The sequence below is a fragment of the Auritidibacter sp. NML130574 genome (genome assembly GCF_003185725.2).
In the GTDB taxonomy this organism is placed as follows: Bacteria; Actinomycetota; Actinomycetes; order Actinomycetales; family Micrococcaceae; genus Auritidibacter; species Auritidibacter ignavus.
This window is the reverse complement of sequence record NZ_CP031746.1, coordinates 346,093-362,884: the sequence shown is the minus strand read 5'-3', so window position 1 is coordinate 362,884 and position 16,792 is coordinate 346,093. Positions and strand designations below refer to the sequence as shown.

Genomic DNA, 16,792 nt, shown 5'->3' with positions numbered 1-16,792 from the left:
AACTCCTGTCGTCGGGGATTATTGCCCGTGGACACCCTGGGGCCACGAGACTCGATCACGTTCTGGGCTCAGTCTACTCACTGCTGGTTTCTGACAGCGATGAGGAATACCCCACGAGCTGAATTTCACCCTCAGCCGGAATCAGCAGTGCCAGCTGTTCGCGGTACTTGAGTCGTACCTCGGTACTGTAGGTCCCCGCAGCGTCTTCCTCCGCTGTGGCTTCCTCGTCAGCGTTGTCAGAGTCGTCCAGCCCGGCAGCTACCTTGCCCACATTCACGGTGCCACCCTCTTCGGGAGTAAATGTCGTGGTCGACGAGCCCGCCCCCATCACCAACACCGAACCATCACTGAGTTTCAGTGCGGTCATCGACTCGTTATACAGGCTCCGCGTGTGAGAGACCTCAGTATTATTCTCCGACTGGGCGTCAACCTCTTGGCTTTGCAACTCATGAATTGCTTCGGTGTAGGCGTTATCGGCGACTCTGTCGGCTGCATCAGCCTCAGGGTCATCGAGATAGGCCACCACATCGGTCAAGGCATCCTTGGGTGAGGCCACCGCACCGGCGTCCTCATCCTCGGCTAATTCGGTTACGTCGGTATCGGTCAGGTCACCGGCCGGAATCTCCACACCGTCCAAGACCGGCGTATTCGCCACCAGCTGGTATTGTTCTCGGGCCGAGGGTTGAGTCAACGTCAATAATTGCGGGTATTGCGAGTCCTCATCGCTTTGCCCAGGCTCTGCGCCGGTGAGCACCATCATGGTGCGCGGGAACTGCTCATCGGGTTCCATCCAGGCCCGTTGTATTGAGTCCTCCGAAATCGGAACAGGCGAGGAAACCTCTTCATCAATACCTCGGTTGCGATAAATTTCAGAGCGCATGGTGCGAGCTTGGGCCTGCACTCGGTGACCGAGATCCTCGACGTTTTCGGAGGCGTCACCTTTTTCGACCGCAGAATTGATCCGTCCCAGGATGGTCTCGAGCTGATCCGGGAAGACCACCGGCACCACGGCGTCCTCGGGCACCGCGGAGGCATCCTCATCAATCTGTGACTCCACCGGAGCATTATCGGGTTCCTCGGTGTTTTCTGCCTGTGCGGTGAGCACCGAGGTGGTTGCCAGGATCATGCTGGTGATCACCAGCACAGCACTCACTCGGCCCAGGGTCGAGATCGATCCGGACCCTGATTCACCCGCAGCTGGCACCTGCGCCTGCTCACGAGCCGGGGCACGGCCGGCAGCACGGCGTCCCGAAGGCTTTTTCTTCGCCTTGGACCGGAAACTCACCAGCGCCCAGATCAACAAGATCAGCCCGATCAGCACCAGTACTACGCCGATCACCATCAGCGGAGTGACCCACGGCGATTCGGTCTCATCCGTCGCCCAGGTGACCGATAGCTCGGTGGGAGCAGGGGTGGTGCCATCGGTAGCAACTAACAGGGCCCAATCGCCTTCTTCCGGGGCGGCCCAGCGCTGAGTGACTTCACCCTCCACGGTCTGGGTAGCCATCCACAGATCAGAATTGACCGGATTGGGAACCTCAGATTCCCCCTCCACGGTTTCAACAGTCACCACCGGGTCGTCGCCGGAGTCGTCGATACCAGTGATCTCGGTGTGAGCAGCATCGCCCACCCAGGCGTCAATATCCCGGCGCTGCCCCAGCATTAGGGTGAACTCGCCCTCACCGGTGAGCGTATATTCCGCCGTCTCATCGTCTTCCACCTCAATACCGGGGGTAATGATTGTCAGCGGCGCTTCCGAGTCGGGGGCCTCGATGCTGGCGGTTCTCTCCTCTGGTGGGGACCAGACGGTCTGTAACCCAACGGATACCACCATCGAGGCGATTCCGAGCACCAGAGACAAAATACCGAAAAAAACTTTCACCTTGTTCTCTTCCAGATCTCTGAACGGTCACGACAGTTCCACTTAGTTTAGCGTGGATCCATCCCTAGCGAATGCACCTGCTTACCCAACACGTCGGCATCGGACACCGGTAAGGTACTGTGCACAGCCGTTGCCGTAGCGTACCGTATGAACCGTGAATCCCGAAGAGTCCTCCTCATCCTCCCAGCGCCCCGGGTTATTCGGCCGCCTGAAATCCGGCGTTCGATCCATGCGCGATCGATTACCGTCACGACCACCCCGACCACGATTTACGGTGGATGATCCTCCCGCTACATCGCAACCGGAGTCAGCCTCTACTCCCACCGAGACCGAGACCGAGGCCTTACCCACCTATAGCGCCCGTCCCATCCAGACCGGTTTCATGGTGACCATCGGGGTCGGCATCGCCTTAGCGCTGTACTGGGTCCTGTCCAATAACTGGCAACTGGTGGTGTGGATTCTGGCCGCATTGTTCATCACCCTGGGCCTGGACCCGGTGGTGCGCAAGATCGTCCACTGGGGCGCACCCCGCTCGGTGGGTGTGTTGATCGCGGTGGTTTTACTTTTGGCGGTCTTTGCCCTGCTGATGTGGATTCTGATCCCCACCGTGGTCACCCAAACTGCTGATTTCATCCAGCAGATCCCTCAGCTGGTCACCGACTTCTTAGAATCGGACATCTTCCAACGATTGGATGACCAATTTGATCTGAGGAGTACCGCGTTCACCGAACTGAATCGTTTTGTCAGTAACACCGATAATGTCACTCGACTCGCCGGTGGCCTCTTCGGGGTCGGTACCGCGATCATCAACACGGGTTTCTCGGTGCTGATTGTGATCGTTCTCACGCTGTATTTTTTGGTTTCCCTACCCTCGATTAAGTTCTGGGCCCACCGCTTGGTCCCCTACAGCCGGCGTCGTCGTACCGAGGAACTATCGGAAAAAATCACCCGGTCCGTCGGCAATTACGTGATCGGTCAAACGGTTGTGGCCACCTTGAACGGTATTGTCGCCTTCACCGCGGTGAGCATTGCCGGGCTTCCCTTTTCGGCCTTGTTGGCCACCTTCGCCGGGTTCATGGCGTTCATCCCTCTGGTCGGGGCGGTGATCGGTGGCACCGTGATTACTCTGCTGGCGTTGCTGACCGGCTGGCAATCAGCATTGATCTTCGCCATCATCTACTTCATCTATCTACAGGTCGAGGCCTACCTGGTCTCACCGAGAGTGATGCGACGGGCGGTTTCCATCCCGTCCTCGGTTGCGGTGATTGCCGTGATCGCCGGAGGCTCATTGCTGGGCGTGCTGGGCGCGCTGATGGCCATTCCGATTGCCGCAGCGATCATGACGCTGATCAAAGAGGTGCTCATCCCTCGGCAAGATGCGCACTAAAGTCCGAGGTCCTGGCGACGATTTGTCCAACACGCTCGGTGCCAGTGCCGACGGTATTCCCCGGCCTGTTCATCGCCCATAATCCAATCCGCCCGCCAGGCCACCACGTGGGCTTGACCGGTCGGAATCTGGCGGAGACACCCCGGGCAGGTATAGGTCTTCACGGCCCGCCACGACGGAATCTCGCGCACATGCCAGTCCCCGCTGGCACTGTGTTCCAGCCGATAATTCGGGTCCAGCCCTTTCATTCCCCACTCTGGGCGATGCCCGTGTTGCTTGGTACGCTTGACACCCCGGCCAGACTTGTGGCGCTGAGACTGGCGCGGGCGGTTTCTGCGGGGCACGATGCCCATTGTGTCATATTCACCCGTGCGCGCCCAGCGCCGCCCGCTCTGCCGACTCGTGCAGGTGGTGGCCCCGCGGTACACTGGCCTGCGTGCGCTTAGTAATTGCCGAATGCTCCGTGATCTACCAGGGTCGGCTCCGTGCCTATCTGCCCCGGGCTAAACGTGTGCTGATGCTCAAAGCCGACGGTTCCGTCCTCGTCCATTCCGACGGAGGAAGCTATAAACCGCTCAATTGGATGTCTCCGCCAGCAACACTCCGCCCGACCCCGGTCAACGACACGCAACGAGAAGAAGGCATCCAACAGATCTGGACGGTGCAGTCAACTAAGTCCGACGACCGGCTCCTGATCCACCTCTACGAGGTCCTCGATGACCACAGTTACGACTTAGGCCACGACCCGGGCTTGGAAAAAGACGGGGTCGAGGCCGATTTGCAACGCCTGCTGGCCGAACAGATCGACACCTTAGGCCCGGGACACACACTGGTCCGGCGCGAGTATATGACAGCCATTGGACCGATCGATATTGTCGCGAAATCCCCCCACGGAACCACCGTGGCCGTGGAGCTGAAACGCCGGGGAGATATAGACGGTGTGGAACAACTTACCCGGTATGTGGAGCTGCTCAACCGTGACCCACTCTTGGCCCCGGTCGAAGGCGTCTTTGCTGCCCAACTGATCAAACCGCAGGCTCGGGTGCTGGCCGAAGACCGTGGCTTCCGCTGTGTCACTCTCGACTACGACGCAATGCGAGGCGTCGACGATGCCGAATCCCGCCTTTTCTAACGCCACCTCTCAGCACGAATCAGCTCAGCACGGAGTGGCTGACGGCCATATTCACGGCTTTGCGGGCGTAGATTTTGCGACCTCTCCGCTCGAGCGCGTTCTGGACTGCATCCAACACCTGAACGACCGCGGAACCCGGCATATCATCGCAACATTACCCACCATGGCCCCGCAGGCACTGCTCCGCCGGGTAGTCCAGCTCGCCCCCCTGGTCGACCGTCAACAGCTAGCCGGTCTTCATCTCGAAGGACCTTTTCTCAGCCCTGCAGCAGCCGGAGCGCATCCGCCGGCGTTGCTATTGACCGGTGACCAGCCCGAGGCCCGCGAACTGCTGAATCAGCTCGAGGTGATTCAGCAGCGTGCTCACCGGCCGGTGACCGTCATGACAATTGCTCCCGAGCTTCCCGGCGCCCAAGAAGTGATCGACCGTCTGCTGGCCATGGGAATTTCGCCGAGTCTTGGGCACACGGCCTGTTCGGAGCGGGAGTTTGTGACCGCTTGTGAGCGGATCACAGACAAGCTGCACGAACCGGTGCGTATCACGCACCTGTTCAACGCGATGCCGAGGTTCCACCATCGCGACCCCGGTCTTCTGCCGGCTATCTATCGGCTCGCGACCGGCGGGGAGGCCATCGTGGAACTCATCGCCGATACCCATCACGTTCATCCGCGCGCCGTGCAATGGTGCTTTGAACTGTTTGCTGATGCCATCACCTTGGTTTCAGATGCCTCAGCGGCAACCTTTCCCGCTGGTGGTCACACCCTCGCGGATACAACGGGCTATCATATGGGGCCGATTATGCTCTCCCGCGATCCCCACCGCAATCTTGCGACCGTCGCCGGACGCAACACGTTGGCCTCGGGAGCCTGCGATGTTCCCGAACAGCTTCAACGCCTCAGACGGGCCGGAGGGATTCCGGACGCAGAGCTGACCGCTGCCGCGTGTCGGCTCTAAAGCGTGCCCAACGCCGGCCACAGGCTCGGGACGGACAAGGTATGTTTAGAAATACCTGCGACGCTGGACGCGCTCGGGGGCCTCACGCCAGTGACCGATTCCAACAGCTGGCCCGGATTCGTGCCAGGTCGTCAGCTCAGCGCAGTGATCAGCCGAGAGCGCCAGCGTTATCCGGGCTCCAGAGTCTAGGTCCAGTAGTTCCAGGCGAACATCTGAACCGGTGCGGTGGTCACTGGTGTCACGGTGTAGTTCCAAGACGTGGCGAGCCACCGAAAAATACGGTAGGGGCGAGATGGACCACACCGCCAGTACTTCCACGCTGGACTCATGGTACGAGACCACCACGCCTCGGGCCGTCGCCAGCTTCTCGCCCCCAACGGCAGTGAGCGCCTTGGCCGGGAAGGTACCGGGTGTTTTCAGCAGGGTTCGTCGCCGCCAGGCGATGATCCCTAATAACACCAGGCTGATTGCTATCACCAGGGCGAAAACCCAGGCCAGCACCAGCCCGATCGTCCCTACGCTATCGGCCAAGGCACCTCACTGAGCTGAATGTTCTTCTGCGTTGTGGAGTTAGGCACTCGGTTGTGACTCGTGCAGGCGCGCCTGCGTGGCAGCCAAGGTGACGCGATTTTCGTGAACAGAGAAGAACCCCCCGGATGCCTCTGCCACCACTGCAGACCCGTCTGCGGTCTCCACAACGACTTCACCATCACCCAGCACCGCCAGCATCGGGGTGTGGCCGGGAAGGATCCCGACCTCACCGTCAATGGTGCGAGCCGAGACAGACCGTGCCTGCCCCGACCACACCTGGTGGTCCTCAGCGACGATTTCGACGTTGAGAATATTCTCGTCAGCCATGGATTAGTTTTCCTTCTGGATCTTGGCCCACTCACGTTCCACATCGTCCAAGCCACCGACGTTATAGAAGGCCTGTTCAGCGATGTGGTCCAGGTCGCCATCGCAGATCGCCTTGAAGCCTTCGATGGTGTCCTTGATGGCCACGGTGGAACCGTCAACACCGGTGAACTGCTTCGCCGTGTAGGTGTTCTGCGACAGGAACTGCTCGATCTTCCGCGCACGCATCACGGTGACGCGATCTTCTTCAGACAACTCGTCGATACCTAGAATCGCGATGATGTCCTGCAGTTCCTTGTTCTTCTGCAGAATCTGCTTCACGCGGTTGGCAACCTCGTAGTGATCCTGACCGACATACTGCGGGTCCAGAATACGTGAGGTCGAGGCCAGCGGGTCCACCGCCGGGTACAGACCACGGGAGGCCAGATCACGAGTCAAGTTGGTGGTCGCATCCAGGTGGGCGAACACGTTAGCGGGAGCCGGGTCGGTGTAGTCGTCTGCGGGAACGTAGACCGCCTGCATCGAGGTAATGGAGTGACCGCGGGTGGAGGTAATCCGCTCCTGCAGCACACCCATTTCATCTGCCAGGGTCGGCTGGTAACCCACCGCAGAGGGCATACGACCCAGCAACGTGGAGACCTCGGAACCAGCCTGGGAGAAACGGAAGATGTTGTCGATGAACAACAGCACGTCCTGCTTCTGCACATCGCGGAAGTACTCTGCCATCGTCAGACCGGTCAAGGCCACGCGCAGACGGGTTCCCGGTGGCTCATCCATCTGACCGAAGACCAGAGCGGTATCTTTGAGCACGTCGGCCTCGTCCATTTCAACCCAGAGATCGTTACCCTCACGTGTCCGCTCACCCACACCGGCGAACACCGAGGTACCACCAAAGTTGCGCGCCACACGGGTAATCATTTCCTGGATCAGCACGGTCTTACCCACACCGGCACCGCCGAACAGGCCAATCTTTCCACCCTTGATATAGGGGGTCAGCAGGTCAATGACCTTAATGCCGGTTTCCAGCATTTCGGTCGAACCCTCAAGGTCTGCAATCGGCGGAGCTTGGCGGTGGATCGGCCAGCGCTCGGTTACCTGAAGTTCGGAGGCCGGCACATCCAGCGACTCGCCGAGCACGTTGAAGATATGTCCTTTGACGACGTCGCCAACCGGAACCGAGATCGCAGCTCCGGTGTCCTTCACCTCGGCGCCACGAACCAGACCGTCCGTAGACTGCATCGAAATAGCGCGCACCAGGTTCTCACCTAGGTGCTGGGCAACTTCGAAGGTCACAGTTTGGGTCTTGCCGTCAATCGTCATCTCGGCGGTGAGGGCGTTGTAGATCTCCGGCATAGCATCGGCTGGGAATTCAGCATCGATCACCGGACCGGTTACTCGAGCAACGCGCCCCACCGCGCCGGCCTGCTGGCCTGTTGCAGTGTCATTAATGGTGGCAGTCATTTCTCTCACTTCACTGGTGGATGGAGTTTAGGTTTTTCGGGTTCGAACTTAGCCCAGAGCGTCTGCACCGGCGATCAGCTCGGTGAGTTCCTGAGTAATGGAAGCCTGGCGTGCATTGTTCATTTCCAACGTGTACTCGCGGATCAAATCCGTGGCGTTGTCACCAGCCGACTTCATAGCCCGCTGACGCGACGCCAGCTCGGAAGCCGAAGCCTGGAGCATGGCCGAAAAAATGCGAGACTCGATGTACTTGGGCAACAACGCGTCCAACACCTGCTCAGGATCGGGCTCGTACTCGTACAGTGGCAACAGCTCAGTTTCTTCGGTGACCTCTTCTTCCACAACTTCCAGCGGCAACAACCGCACGACCGTCGGGACCTGGGAGACCAGCGACCTGAACTCGGTGAACACGACGTGGATCTCGTCAACACCACCTTGATCGGTATCGGTCAGGAAGGCATCAACGAGAGTTTCGCCCACCTCTTTGGCGGTGGAAAATTCTGGGTTGTCGGTGTTACCGGTCCAGAGCTTTTTGTATTCGCGACGACGGAAATCGAAGTAGGCCTGAGCCTTTCGGCCGATCAGGTAAAGATCGGCTTCTTTGTTCTCGGACTTCAAACGCTCTAGCAGTTCCTCGGCGTGCCGTAGTACGTTGGCCGAATAAGCACCGGCCATACCGCGGTCAGCGGCCATGATCAGTACTGCCGACCGGGTGGGATTTTCCACCTCGGAGGTCAGCACGTGATCGATGTCCTGCTGAGAGCTCACCGCAGATACCGCACGAGTAATGGCATTAGCGTACGGAGTCGAAGCAGCCACGCGCTCACGCGCTTTACCAATACGCGAGGTAGCGATCAGCTCCATCGCGTTGAAGATTTTGCGCATGGAACCTGTCGAGGCGATCTTTTGGCGATACACCCGAATGTCAGATGCTGACATGCTTGTCCTTTCTGGCTAACTAGCAGGAGGGTCTGGATCAGACCAGGTGACTAGCTAGCTGTTCAGCGCTTCTGCTTGACGATCTTTTCCTGCGAGATGCTCTCATCGGCCATGGCCTCGTGTTCCTCGTGGCCCGGCTGCACCTGGGAGTCGTTGCCCTGAGCGAGGAAGTTCTTTTTGAAGCTCTCCACCTCGGTCTTCAGCGTATCGACAATCTCGTCGGACAGCTTGCCAGTTTCGGCGATCTGTGCAGGAACTGAGGTCTGGCGACGCATGTGATCGATGAACTCACGCTCAAAGCGCGACACGTCCTCGACCGGCACCTCGTCCAAGTGGCCCTGCGAGCCGGCCCAGATCGAAACAACTTGGTCCTCCACCGGGTAGGGAGTGTACTGCGGCTGCTTGAGCAACTCCATCAGGCGGGCACCACGGGCCAGCTGACGACGGGTTGCCGGGTCCAGGTCGGAAGCGAACATCGAAAAAGCTTCCATGTCGCGATACTGAGCCAAGTCCAGTTTCAAGGTACCCGAGACCTTCCTCAGCGCCTTGGTCTGAGCGGCACCACCCACGCGCGACACCGAGATGCCCACATCAACAGCTGGACGCTGGTTAGCGTTGAACAGATCAGACTGCAAGAAGATCTGGCCGTCGGTAATGGAGATGACGTTGGTCGGAATGAACGCGGAAACGTCGTTCGCTTTAGTTTCCACGATCGGCAGGCCGGTCATGGACCCGCCACCAAGTTCATCGGAGACCTTGGCACAACGTTCCAGCAACCGGGAGTGCAAGTAGAACACGTCACCGGGGTACGCTTCACGTCCCGGAGGACGACGCAACAGCAACGAGACCGCACGGTAAGCATCGGCCTGCTTGGTGAGGTCATCAAAGATGATCAGCACGTGCTTGCCGTTGTACATCCAGTGCTGGCCAATAGCGGAACCGGCGTATGGGGCCAGGTACTTAATACCTGCCGGGTCGGATGCCGGGGAAGCCACGATCGTGGTGTATTCCAGTGCGCCGTGCTCTTCAAGGGTCTGGCGAACCGAGGCAATGGTGGAGGCCTTCTGACCCACGGCTACGTAGATGCAACGGACCTGTTTGGTCGGGTCACCAGACTCCCAGTTGGCCTTCTGGTTCAGGATGGTATCCACGGCAATCGCGGTCTTACCGGTCTGACGGTCGCCAATGATCAGCTGACGCTGGCCACGGCCAATCGGGATCATCGCGTCAATAGCTTTCATACCGGTCTGAAGGGGCTCTTCCACCGATTTACGCTCGGTCACACCGGGAGCCTGAGCTTCCAGCGGACGAGTGGTCTCCGCGGTGATCTCACCGAGGTTATCGATCGCGTTACCCAGCGGGTCCACCACACGACCGAGGAAGTTATCGCCGACGGGAACCGAGAGCACCTCGCCGGTCCGACGTACTTCCATACCTTCTTCAATGCCCTGGAATTCACCCAGCACCACCGCACCGATTTCGCGGGGGTCCAGGTTCTGGGCCAGGCCCATCACACCGTTTTCAAAACGTAGTAGCTCGTTGGCCATCGCGGAGGGCAAGCCCTCCACGCGGGCAATTCCGTCAGCAGCTGAAATGACGTAGCCGACTTCAACACGCTCGGTGTCGGAAGGTTCATACGACTCAGCGAACTCGCTGAGGGCATTGCGGACGTCATCAGCGTTGATGGTCAAGTCGGCCATCTGCAGTCCCTGCTCTCTTCATCTCTGGTTGCTCTGCTAGCGGCAACCTCAGGTTGTCAATCTTGTCGAGTGCCGGTCTCAGCCGGCCATTTTTGTCTTGAGATCGTTCAGTCGCGCAGAGATCGAGGAGTCCACGACCTCATCGCCAACCTGAACACGAATACCACCGACCAGCTGTGGATCAACCTCAACGTTGAGAGTCAGCTCGCGGCCAAAGGCTGCGGACAGACCCCGCGCGAGACGATCCTGCTGAGACTGCTGTAGTGGTTTTGCCACCGTGACATCGGCGATCCATCGACGTTGCCGGGTTGCCACTACGTTAGCGAAGTGACGAACCACCGCAGCTGGCTTGGCACCGCGAGGAGCTTCTACCGCTTGGCGGACCAAGGCTTTGGTCTCTTCCCGGGCGTTGACACCCACCAGTTTCACGGCCAGATCGCCACGTGCACTGGCTGGTGCCTGCTGATCCGACAAAGCCCACTGCACCTCGTGGGATTCTTGAATCAGCTGGTCGAAACCCAACAGCTGTTCGGTGAGCTGTTGCAGTCCGGCAAGGCCCTCGCCTTCGGCGGAGGCAGCCGAGGCTTGTGCCGCTGCGGTCTCGATTGCATCGCCGAGTTCGCGTTCTTTCGACCAGCGCTGTCCGACCAGCAATCGCAGCACACCTAACGCGTTCGCGCCGACGTGATTGCTGAAGATACGCTCCACGAGGCCCTGTCGTTTGGTGGATTCTGCGGTAGGGTCAGCCAGGCTACGCCGCAGCGCTCCCTGCTGATCAATCACCCGAAGCGCGGCAAACAGCTCGCGGGCGGTGTCCAGTCCGTTGCTGGTGAGAAAACTCTCTAGCTCGGGACTGATATTGGCCAATGAATCACTCGATGCTAGAGACATCACTCAGTTGCACCTGCACTCGTGGTCGATCCTTGGGCAGCTTCGTTGTTCTCCAGGTCCTCCAGGAACCTGTCGACAACCCGCTGCGAGCGTGCATCATCGTCCAGGGCCTCGCCGACAATCTTGGAGGCCAGGCTGGTTGCCAGAGTACCGACCTCGGCGCGCAACGACGTCACAGCCTGTTGACGCTCGGCAGCAATCTGTACTGATGCTTGTTCGTTAATCCGTGTTGCCTCTTCGCTGGCACGGGTGCGGGATTCCGAAACAATCTGTGCTGCTTCTTCGCGGGCGTCTTCCCGGATCTGATGTGCTTCGGCCCGAGCATCCTGAAGCTGCTGCTGATAGTCAGCCATCATGGCGTTGGCTTCAGCTTGAGCTTTCTCGGCCCGTTCCAGACCGCCTTCAATTTCATCAACTCGCTTAGTGTAGGAGGACTCCAGCGCCGGAGCGATGAACTTGACGACGACGAACATCAGCACCAAGAAGCCGGCTGAGGTGACGATGACTTCCCACCAGTTGGGAATTAGCGGGTTTGCACCTTCAGCCGCCGCGATGATCACATTCATACCGTTCATGTGAAAACCATCCTTTGGTGTACGTTCTTGACATTAGTGACCGGTTGACTCGCGACCGGTCGGGATGGTTTGACGGCTACGCGCCGATCACGAAGGCGAAGACCAGTGCCAGAATCGCAAGGGCTTCAGCCAGAGCGAAGCCCAGCAGCGCGATCGGCTGCAGGATACGCTGAGATTCGGGCTGGCGGGCAACGCCGTTGATGTAAGCGGCGAAGATCAGACCCACACCAATGGCGGAGCCGATAGCGGCCAGACCGTAGCCAATCATGTTCAATGAACCATGCAGTTCCATTGTGTTCCTTTCAAGATGCCTTTGTCGGCAGGTTGTGAGGGTTCCCGGCAGGCTCCGATGATTGACCGGTACCAGGAAGTTTTTGAAAGGTGTTTCTCTCACCTGATCGCCCGGATGGACGATAAACCTATGGGGTTATTTTCCTTTCGGCACGCCGTACACTGTGCATACGGTATACCGCAAGCTAGTGTTCGTTCGCGTCGATGGCACCTTGGACGTAAATCGCGGTCAGCAAGGTAAAGACGAATGCCTGCAAGACCATCATCAGCAATTCTAGGAAGTACAGAGCCACCGAACCGACGATGACCAGCACGCCGGTAGCCTGCAGGGCGAGGTTTCCAGTTTCGGTGATGAGATATTCAGCACCGGAACCGGCCAGCATCACAATCATGTGACCCGACAGCATCACTGCCATCAGACGTAGCGAGTGAGTCAGCGGACGGACAATGAAGTTGGAGATGATCTCCAGCGGGACCAGGGCCGGAAGAATCCAGCCGGGAACTCCGGCCGGGACGACAGCCAGCTTGAAGTATGGGAGGCCGTGGCGACGCACACCGGTCGCAATCCAGGTGACGTAGACGATCAACGCCAAGGCATAGGCAGCACCCGCGTGAGAGAAGCTGGGTAACTGCAGGAAGGGAATCGCTCCAAAGAGGTTATTGAAGAGAACAAAGAAGAAGATCGCAAAAAGGAACGGCACCCAGGACTTAAAGTGCTTCTCGCCAATAATGTCGCGCGCGATACCGTTGCGAACGAAGGAATAACCGGATTCGGCCAGGAACTGTGCCTTGCCCGGAACAATGGTGGGCTTGCGCATGGCCAGACCGAAGAAGGCCCAGATCAGCACAATCGAGAGGAGAATCATCAGCATCTGCTTGCCGAAGCCGGTCCCGTATTCGGCCATCCACGGAATAATTTCCGGGAGGTGCGTATCCTCAATCGTGGGAGGCACAAATTCACTTCCGATAGTGGAAGTAGCAAGCACGAGTGGAAGCACGCGAATCCTCTCTTCATAGATCACCACAAGCCAAGGTGTGATGAAGACGGTGTGGTGACGCTGACACAGTCATCGCAACGGCTACCCCGTTGCAGTCCGTAGAACAGCCTATCAAATGAGAGTGGGGTTACGGACACCTGGTCGGGGAATCAACCCAGATTTTTCCCGACTTAGCAACCCCCGCTCAACGGTTCGGCCTTGGTCATCACTTCCGGGACCACGGTCGAGTGTTCTACTTCTCCCCCATGGTCTCGCCCAAAAGGACTGGAGGCACCTCGGCGCCGGGCGGTGCTGACGTGGCATCACTCATGCGATGGCCCTCACCCACTGCATGTGGTTCATCTCATACCTGATGGTGCGCGGCAGGCAGGCCACCGAGGGCCATGATGTCAGCAGAAACCGGTGGGCCAGACCCAGTGAGCCGAGCTCGTCAAAGCTGGCGCGTCAGTCGTGGTAGATCTGCTCTCGGGTGCGCGTAAAGACCAGCACTTCGGTAATTTGCCAGACCAGGATGGCGCCCAGAGCGGTCAAGGCCGCGGGCGTGGCCATCAACCAATCGGGAGTCGGCACCACGCTGAGCAGGATCGCGCAGACAATGATCTTGACGACGAAGGCCCCCATGGCCAGAGGAATGGCCAGATCGCGATGATTTTGCCACACCACCGCAATCACCACGACGCTCACGGCAGACAGCACCCAGACAATCAGCCCGGCCAGGATGGCCGACCACCACCCGTAGATGCCATCCAGACCGCCAAACAGCACCCCGGCTCCGAGGACAGCGAGCAACGTGACCCAGCTGGCATGAAAGAAGATTCCCCACCAACCGTGGCGATTGACCAAGCGGTTACGTCGACGGACGGTGGTCTGTTGCATCGTGGTGTTGCTCCCGTTGGTGTTGGGCTCGGCGGGCTTGTCGTATTTGATTCAACCGGCGATAGTAGGCGCGGCGCAAGATCCAGGGCCGAAATGTCAACCACATCGTGACCGCCAGGGCCAGGCTAGTAATCAGCATAACGATCCAGGGCTCGAAAAAGGTCAGAGACACCGTGCCGTAGGCGACCACGAAGGTCCACAAATACAGCAACAGCACGGCTTGGCGATGGGTGTAACCACCATCGACCAGCTTGTGGTGGATATGGCCGCGGTCTGCGGAGAAAGGACTACTGCGTCGGGCGGTGCGACGTACCACGGCCATGAGCAGATCGAGCAACGGTAGCACCAGTACGGCCAGTGGCAACATGATAGGCATGTAGGCAGGTACGTTGCGGAACCGAAAGCCTTCCAGCGCTCCCACATCGGCGGTGACGGCCACCGCGGCGGCAGCCATCAGCAATCCGATGAGTTGGGCGCCGACCTCTCCCATGAAGATGCGGGCGGGATTGAAATTAAAGGGAAGGAACCCAATACAGGCACCTAACAAGACGGCCATCAACAAGGTGGCGAGGTTGGAATAGTCATAGGCGTTGATCGTGCGAGTCAGTACGTAGCTATAGATGAAAAAAACGGAGCCACCAATCAGCGCGACCCCGGCCGCCAAGCCGTCGAGACCATCGACGAAGTTGAAGGCGTTAACGGTCAGGACCACCGCGAGGACAGTGAGGGCGATTTGCAGGCCTTCGCTCTCGACGTGAATCCAGCCCACCGGCATGGCCTCAACTTTGATGCTGTTCAGCCCCAGGGACAGCCCGGCCAGGATTTGGCCGAGCAGTTTCAGCGACCAGTGCAGGTCCCACAGGTCGTCAGCGACACCAAACATCACAATCACAAGAATCGCCAGTAACACACCGCGCACGGGGGCCGGATCGGCGAAGATGGCATCGAGGAAAGGGATAGTTCCAGCTACACCTAGCGTCATGATCACCGCCACAGCCATGGCGACACCGCCGAGTTTCGGAATGGGATCGCGGTGCATATCACGTTTCCGCGCGGGAGTGTACGCCCGGACTTTAATGCCGATCAGCCTAACGAGTGGGGTCAACACGAAGCTGAGCGCCGCCGTGACGAGAAGTAGCAGTAAATAGACCTTCATGGATTCTCAGCGCATTAGCCTTGCGTTGTATCGTCAGGGGCATCAGGTGCGCTCTCACCCACATCGAGGAGATCCTCCACCACCTCACGCAACGTGTCAATGCTAATGGCACCAGCCCGGATCAGGCGCAGTGGGCTCACGGTGCAGTCCACAATGGTCGAGGGCGCTTGGGTTTGGCGATCTCCCCCATCGAGGTAGACCGCAACCGATTCCCCGAGCGCTTCTTGGGCCATAATCGCTGAGGTGGCGGCGGGCTGGCCATGGCGATTAGCTGATGACACGGCCATCGGGCCGGTTTGTTCTAAAATATCGCGAGCTAGCTCGTCGTCCGGAACGCGCAGTCCCACGGTACCGTGGGTTTCGCCCAGATCCCAGGTCAGCGAGGGTTGAGCGTTCAGTATCAGGGTGAGTGCACCGGGCCAGAAAGCATCGGCCAGCGCACGAGCCTGGTCCGGAATGTCATCAGCCAATGCGTCCAACACGCGGGGATGTGCCATGAGCACCGGGGGCGGGGTGGCCCGCGATCGTCCCTTGGCAGCGAGCAGGACTGCGACCGCTTGAGCCGAGAATGCGTCAGCTCCAATGCCGTAGACGGTATCGGTCGGTAGCACGATGCATTGGCGGTCTCTGATGGCCTCCACCGCATCGGCAATGCCTGCTGAGCGTTGTGCCGGATCTTGGGCGTCGTATCGAGTACTCACGGTGCTATTCTCGCATTATTTCTGTCGCCCCCGGTCGCTGCACGGGTGAGTCTTGGAATCGACCCGTTGGGCTTTGAGGAATCGGGGTCGGTCGTTGTAGTCGGACAGGGTTGTTACCGTCTGCCACATCCCTTGCTCGGAGGCCAACTGCCGGAGGCGGTCTGCGTGTGATGCGTCGTGTTCCATCACCAACCAACCGCCGGGGGCCAGAAACTGAGCTGCTGTTGTGGCCACGGCCAGCGGAATGGCAGTGCCATCGGCGTTGCCCCCGTAGAGGGCGATCGGTGGATCGGCTGCGGCTTCGGGCTGGACGACCGCGTAGGCTTCGGGCACATATGGCGGGTTAGCTACCACCAGATCGACGTGGCCGATCCATTCGCGAAGCCCGGGGTGCGCGATGAGCATGGCGTTGACATCCGTGGCATCAGCGCGCACGGTGGTGATGTTCGTGGCGTGGGTGTTGGTCTGCAAATACCGAACAGCCACCGGGTCGTTTTCCACGGCGATCACCTGCAGCTTGTGCGTCGAATGCTCCCTGTGCTGCGGAGTCTCTTGGTTCCAGTGATGTTCCAGGGCCACCGCGATCGCGCCCGATCCGCTACACAAATCCAGCACGGTTAAATCCCCGTCGCGTGTGGTCAGCAGTTGCTGGGCCAGCTCCACCAGCGCCTCGGTTTCCGGACGCGGGATAAATACACCCGGCCCCACCCGCAGGCTGACTCCGTAAAAGCTCTGAGCCCCGGTGAGGTGTTGCAGGGGCACACGCTGGATCCTGCGATCGACCAAGCTCGTGAGTCGTTGGTACTGCTCGCCGGTGATCCGATCTCCCAGCAAGCTGGCCTTGGCTACGTCTGAGAGTTCAAGCCCTAAGACGTGCGCGAGCAACACGCGTGCTTCGGCTACCGCTTGGTCGATACCGGCTTGAGCTAAGCGCGCCTGTGTCTGGTGCAGGGTCTCACGCAACGCAAAGCCGTCATGCTGCTGGCCCGACAT

At 59.3% G+C, this 16,792-nt stretch carries 18 protein-coding genes; 3 read left to right on the top strand and 15 right to left on the bottom strand.

The features are described 5' to 3' along the window. Window positions 1–73 precede the first annotated feature (73 nt). On the bottom strand, window positions 74–1,882 hold the full coding sequence (locus DCC27_RS01720; protein ID WP_110110024.1) for a hypothetical protein: 1,809 nt from the start codon (window positions 1,880–1,882) through the stop codon (window positions 74–76). A 274-nt stretch (window positions 1,883–2,156) separates the two neighbouring features. Between DCC27_RS01720 and DCC27_RS01715 the strand changes: the two genes are divergently transcribed. Continuing rightward, complete coding sequence (locus DCC27_RS01715; RefSeq protein WP_246840114.1) at window positions 2,157–3,269, top strand: AI-2E family transporter; 1,113 nt, start codon at window positions 2,157–2,159, stop codon at window positions 3,267–3,269. Here DCC27_RS01715 and DCC27_RS01710 read toward each other — a convergent pair. Beyond that, a complete protein-coding gene (locus tag DCC27_RS01710; protein ID WP_246840113.1) occupies window positions 3,266–3,622 on the bottom strand; it encodes a hypothetical protein in 357 nt (118 codons plus the stop codon). The genes DCC27_RS01715 and DCC27_RS01710 overlap by 4 nt on opposite strands. Window positions 3,623–3,705: 83 nt before the next feature. Here DCC27_RS01710 and nucS point away from each other — a divergent pair, with 83 nt between their 5' ends. Further along, window positions 3,706–4,401 (top strand): endonuclease NucS, encoded by a 696-nt coding sequence (gene nucS, locus DCC27_RS01705; protein WP_110110023.1) that lies wholly within the window; start codon window positions 3,706–3,708, stop codon window positions 4,399–4,401. Next, window positions 4,379–5,356 (top strand): hypothetical protein, encoded by a 978-nt coding sequence (locus DCC27_RS01700; RefSeq protein ID WP_110110022.1) that lies wholly within the window; start codon window positions 4,379–4,381, stop codon window positions 5,354–5,356. The genes nucS and DCC27_RS01700 overlap by 23 nt, the downstream gene beginning before the upstream one ends. Before the next feature lie 45 nt (window positions 5,357–5,401). On the opposite strand, the gene DCC27_RS01695 is transcribed toward DCC27_RS01700, so the two are convergent. The 13 genes from DCC27_RS01695 to prmC all read right to left on the bottom strand — a co-directional run bounded on the left by DCC27_RS01695 (window position 5,402) and on the right by prmC (window position 16,792). Next, on the bottom strand, window positions 5,402–5,887 hold the full coding sequence (locus DCC27_RS01695) for a DUF2550 family protein (protein WP_110110021.1): 486 nt from the start codon (window positions 5,885–5,887) through the stop codon (window positions 5,402–5,404). A 39-nt stretch (window positions 5,888–5,926) separates the two neighbouring features. Continuing rightward, complete coding sequence (locus DCC27_RS01690) at window positions 5,927–6,214, bottom strand: F0F1 ATP synthase subunit epsilon (RefSeq protein ID WP_110098671.1); 288 nt, start codon at window positions 6,212–6,214, stop codon at window positions 5,927–5,929. Window positions 6,215–6,217: 3 nt separating this feature from the next. After that, a complete protein-coding gene (gene atpD, locus DCC27_RS01685) occupies window positions 6,218–7,672 on the bottom strand; it encodes a F0F1 ATP synthase subunit beta (protein WP_110110020.1) in 1,455 nt (484 codons plus the stop codon). Window positions 7,673–7,720: 48 nt separating this feature from the next. Continuing rightward, window positions 7,721–8,611, bottom strand: a complete 891-nt coding sequence (locus tag DCC27_RS01680) for a F0F1 ATP synthase subunit gamma (RefSeq protein WP_110098669.1) — start codon at window positions 8,609–8,611, stop codon at window positions 7,721–7,723. Between the two features lie 62 nt (window positions 8,612–8,673). Next, entirely contained in the window at window positions 8,674–10,311 is a 1,638-nt protein-coding gene (gene atpA / locus DCC27_RS01675) for a F0F1 ATP synthase subunit alpha (protein ID WP_110110019.1), read from the bottom strand. Between the two features lie 78 nt (window positions 10,312–10,389). Beyond that, window positions 10,390–11,202 carry a F0F1 ATP synthase subunit delta gene (locus DCC27_RS01670; protein WP_110110018.1) on the bottom strand — a complete coding sequence of 271 codons (813 nt, stop codon included), beginning with the start codon at window positions 11,200–11,202 and terminating at the stop codon, window positions 10,390–10,392. After that, window positions 11,202–11,777 (bottom strand): F0F1 ATP synthase subunit B, encoded by a 576-nt coding sequence (locus tag DCC27_RS01665; protein ID WP_110110017.1) that lies wholly within the window; start codon window positions 11,775–11,777, stop codon window positions 11,202–11,204. Before DCC27_RS01665 ends, DCC27_RS01670 begins: the two co-directional genes overlap by 1 nt. 76 nt (window positions 11,778–11,853) lie before the next feature. Then, window positions 11,854–12,069: a F0F1 ATP synthase subunit C gene (locus DCC27_RS01660; protein WP_110098665.1), complete on the bottom strand. Its 216-nt coding sequence runs from the start codon at window positions 12,067–12,069 to the stop codon at window positions 11,854–11,856. A 184-nt stretch (window positions 12,070–12,253) separates the two neighbouring features. After that, window positions 12,254–13,066: a F0F1 ATP synthase subunit A gene (gene atpB, locus DCC27_RS01655; RefSeq protein ID WP_110110016.1), complete on the bottom strand. Its 813-nt coding sequence runs from the start codon at window positions 13,064–13,066 to the stop codon at window positions 12,254–12,256. 444 nt (window positions 13,067–13,510) lie between these two features. Next, on the bottom strand, window positions 13,511–13,942 hold the full coding sequence (locus tag DCC27_RS01650) for a hypothetical protein (RefSeq protein WP_110110015.1): 432 nt from the start codon (window positions 13,940–13,942) through the stop codon (window positions 13,511–13,513). After that, on the bottom strand, window positions 13,914–15,098 hold the full coding sequence (locus tag DCC27_RS01645) for an MraY family glycosyltransferase (RefSeq protein ID WP_110110014.1): 1,185 nt from the start codon (window positions 15,096–15,098) through the stop codon (window positions 13,914–13,916). The genes DCC27_RS01650 and DCC27_RS01645 overlap by 29 nt, the downstream gene beginning before the upstream one ends. A gap of 14 nt (window positions 15,099–15,112) precedes the next feature. Further along, window positions 15,113–15,799, bottom strand: coding sequence for an L-threonylcarbamoyladenylate synthase (locus DCC27_RS01640; protein WP_110110013.1), 687 nt, complete (start codon window positions 15,797–15,799; stop codon window positions 15,113–15,115). A 15-nt stretch (window positions 15,800–15,814) separates the two neighbouring features. After that, entirely contained in the window at window positions 15,815–16,792 is a 978-nt protein-coding gene (gene prmC / locus DCC27_RS01635) for a peptide chain release factor N(5)-glutamine methyltransferase (RefSeq protein WP_110110012.1), read from the bottom strand.

What these genes read in the sequence shown, in the direction of transcription:
- DCC27_RS01700 (WP_110110022.1), top strand. Translation starts at nt 4,379, where the DNA reads ATGCCGAATCCCGCCTTTTCTAACGCCACCTCTCAGCACGAATCAGCT.
- DCC27_RS01645 (WP_110110014.1), bottom strand. Translation starts at nt 15,098, where the DNA reads ATGAAGGTCTATTTACTGCTACTTCTCGTCACGGCGGCGCTCAGCTTC.
- DCC27_RS01680 (WP_110098669.1), bottom strand. Translation starts at nt 8,611, where the DNA reads ATGTCAGCATCTGACATTCGGGTGTATCGCCAAAAGATCGCCTCGACA.
- atpD (WP_110110020.1), bottom strand. Translation starts at nt 7,672, where the DNA reads ATGACTGCCACCATTAATGACACTGCAACAGGCCAGCAGGCCGGCGCG.
- DCC27_RS01665 (WP_110110017.1), bottom strand. Translation starts at nt 11,777, where the DNA reads ATGAACGGTATGAATGTGATCATCGCGGCGGCTGAAGGTGCAAACCCG.
- DCC27_RS01660 (WP_110098665.1), bottom strand. Translation starts at nt 12,069, where the DNA reads ATGGAACTGCATGGTTCATTGAACATGATTGGCTACGGTCTGGCCGCT.
- DCC27_RS01710 (WP_246840113.1), bottom strand. Translation starts at nt 3,622, where the DNA reads ATGGGCATCGTGCCCCGCAGAAACCGCCCGCGCCAGTCTCAGCGCCAC.
- atpA (WP_110110019.1), bottom strand. Translation starts at nt 10,311, where the DNA reads ATGGCCGACTTGACCATCAACGCTGATGACGTCCGCAATGCCCTCAGC.
- prmC (WP_110110012.1), bottom strand. Translation starts at nt 16,792, where the DNA reads ATGTCGGGCCAGCAGCATGACGGCTTTGCGTTGCGTGAGACCCTGCAC.
- DCC27_RS01650 (WP_110110015.1), bottom strand. Translation starts at nt 13,942, where the DNA reads ATGCAACAGACCACCGTCCGTCGACGTAACCGCTTGGTCAATCGCCAC.
- DCC27_RS01670 (WP_110110018.1), bottom strand. Translation starts at nt 11,202, where the DNA reads ATGTCTCTAGCATCGAGTGATTCATTGGCCAATATCAGTCCCGAGCTA.
- DCC27_RS01690 (WP_110098671.1), bottom strand. Translation starts at nt 6,214, where the DNA reads ATGGCTGACGAGAATATTCTCAACGTCGAAATCGTCGCTGAGGACCAC.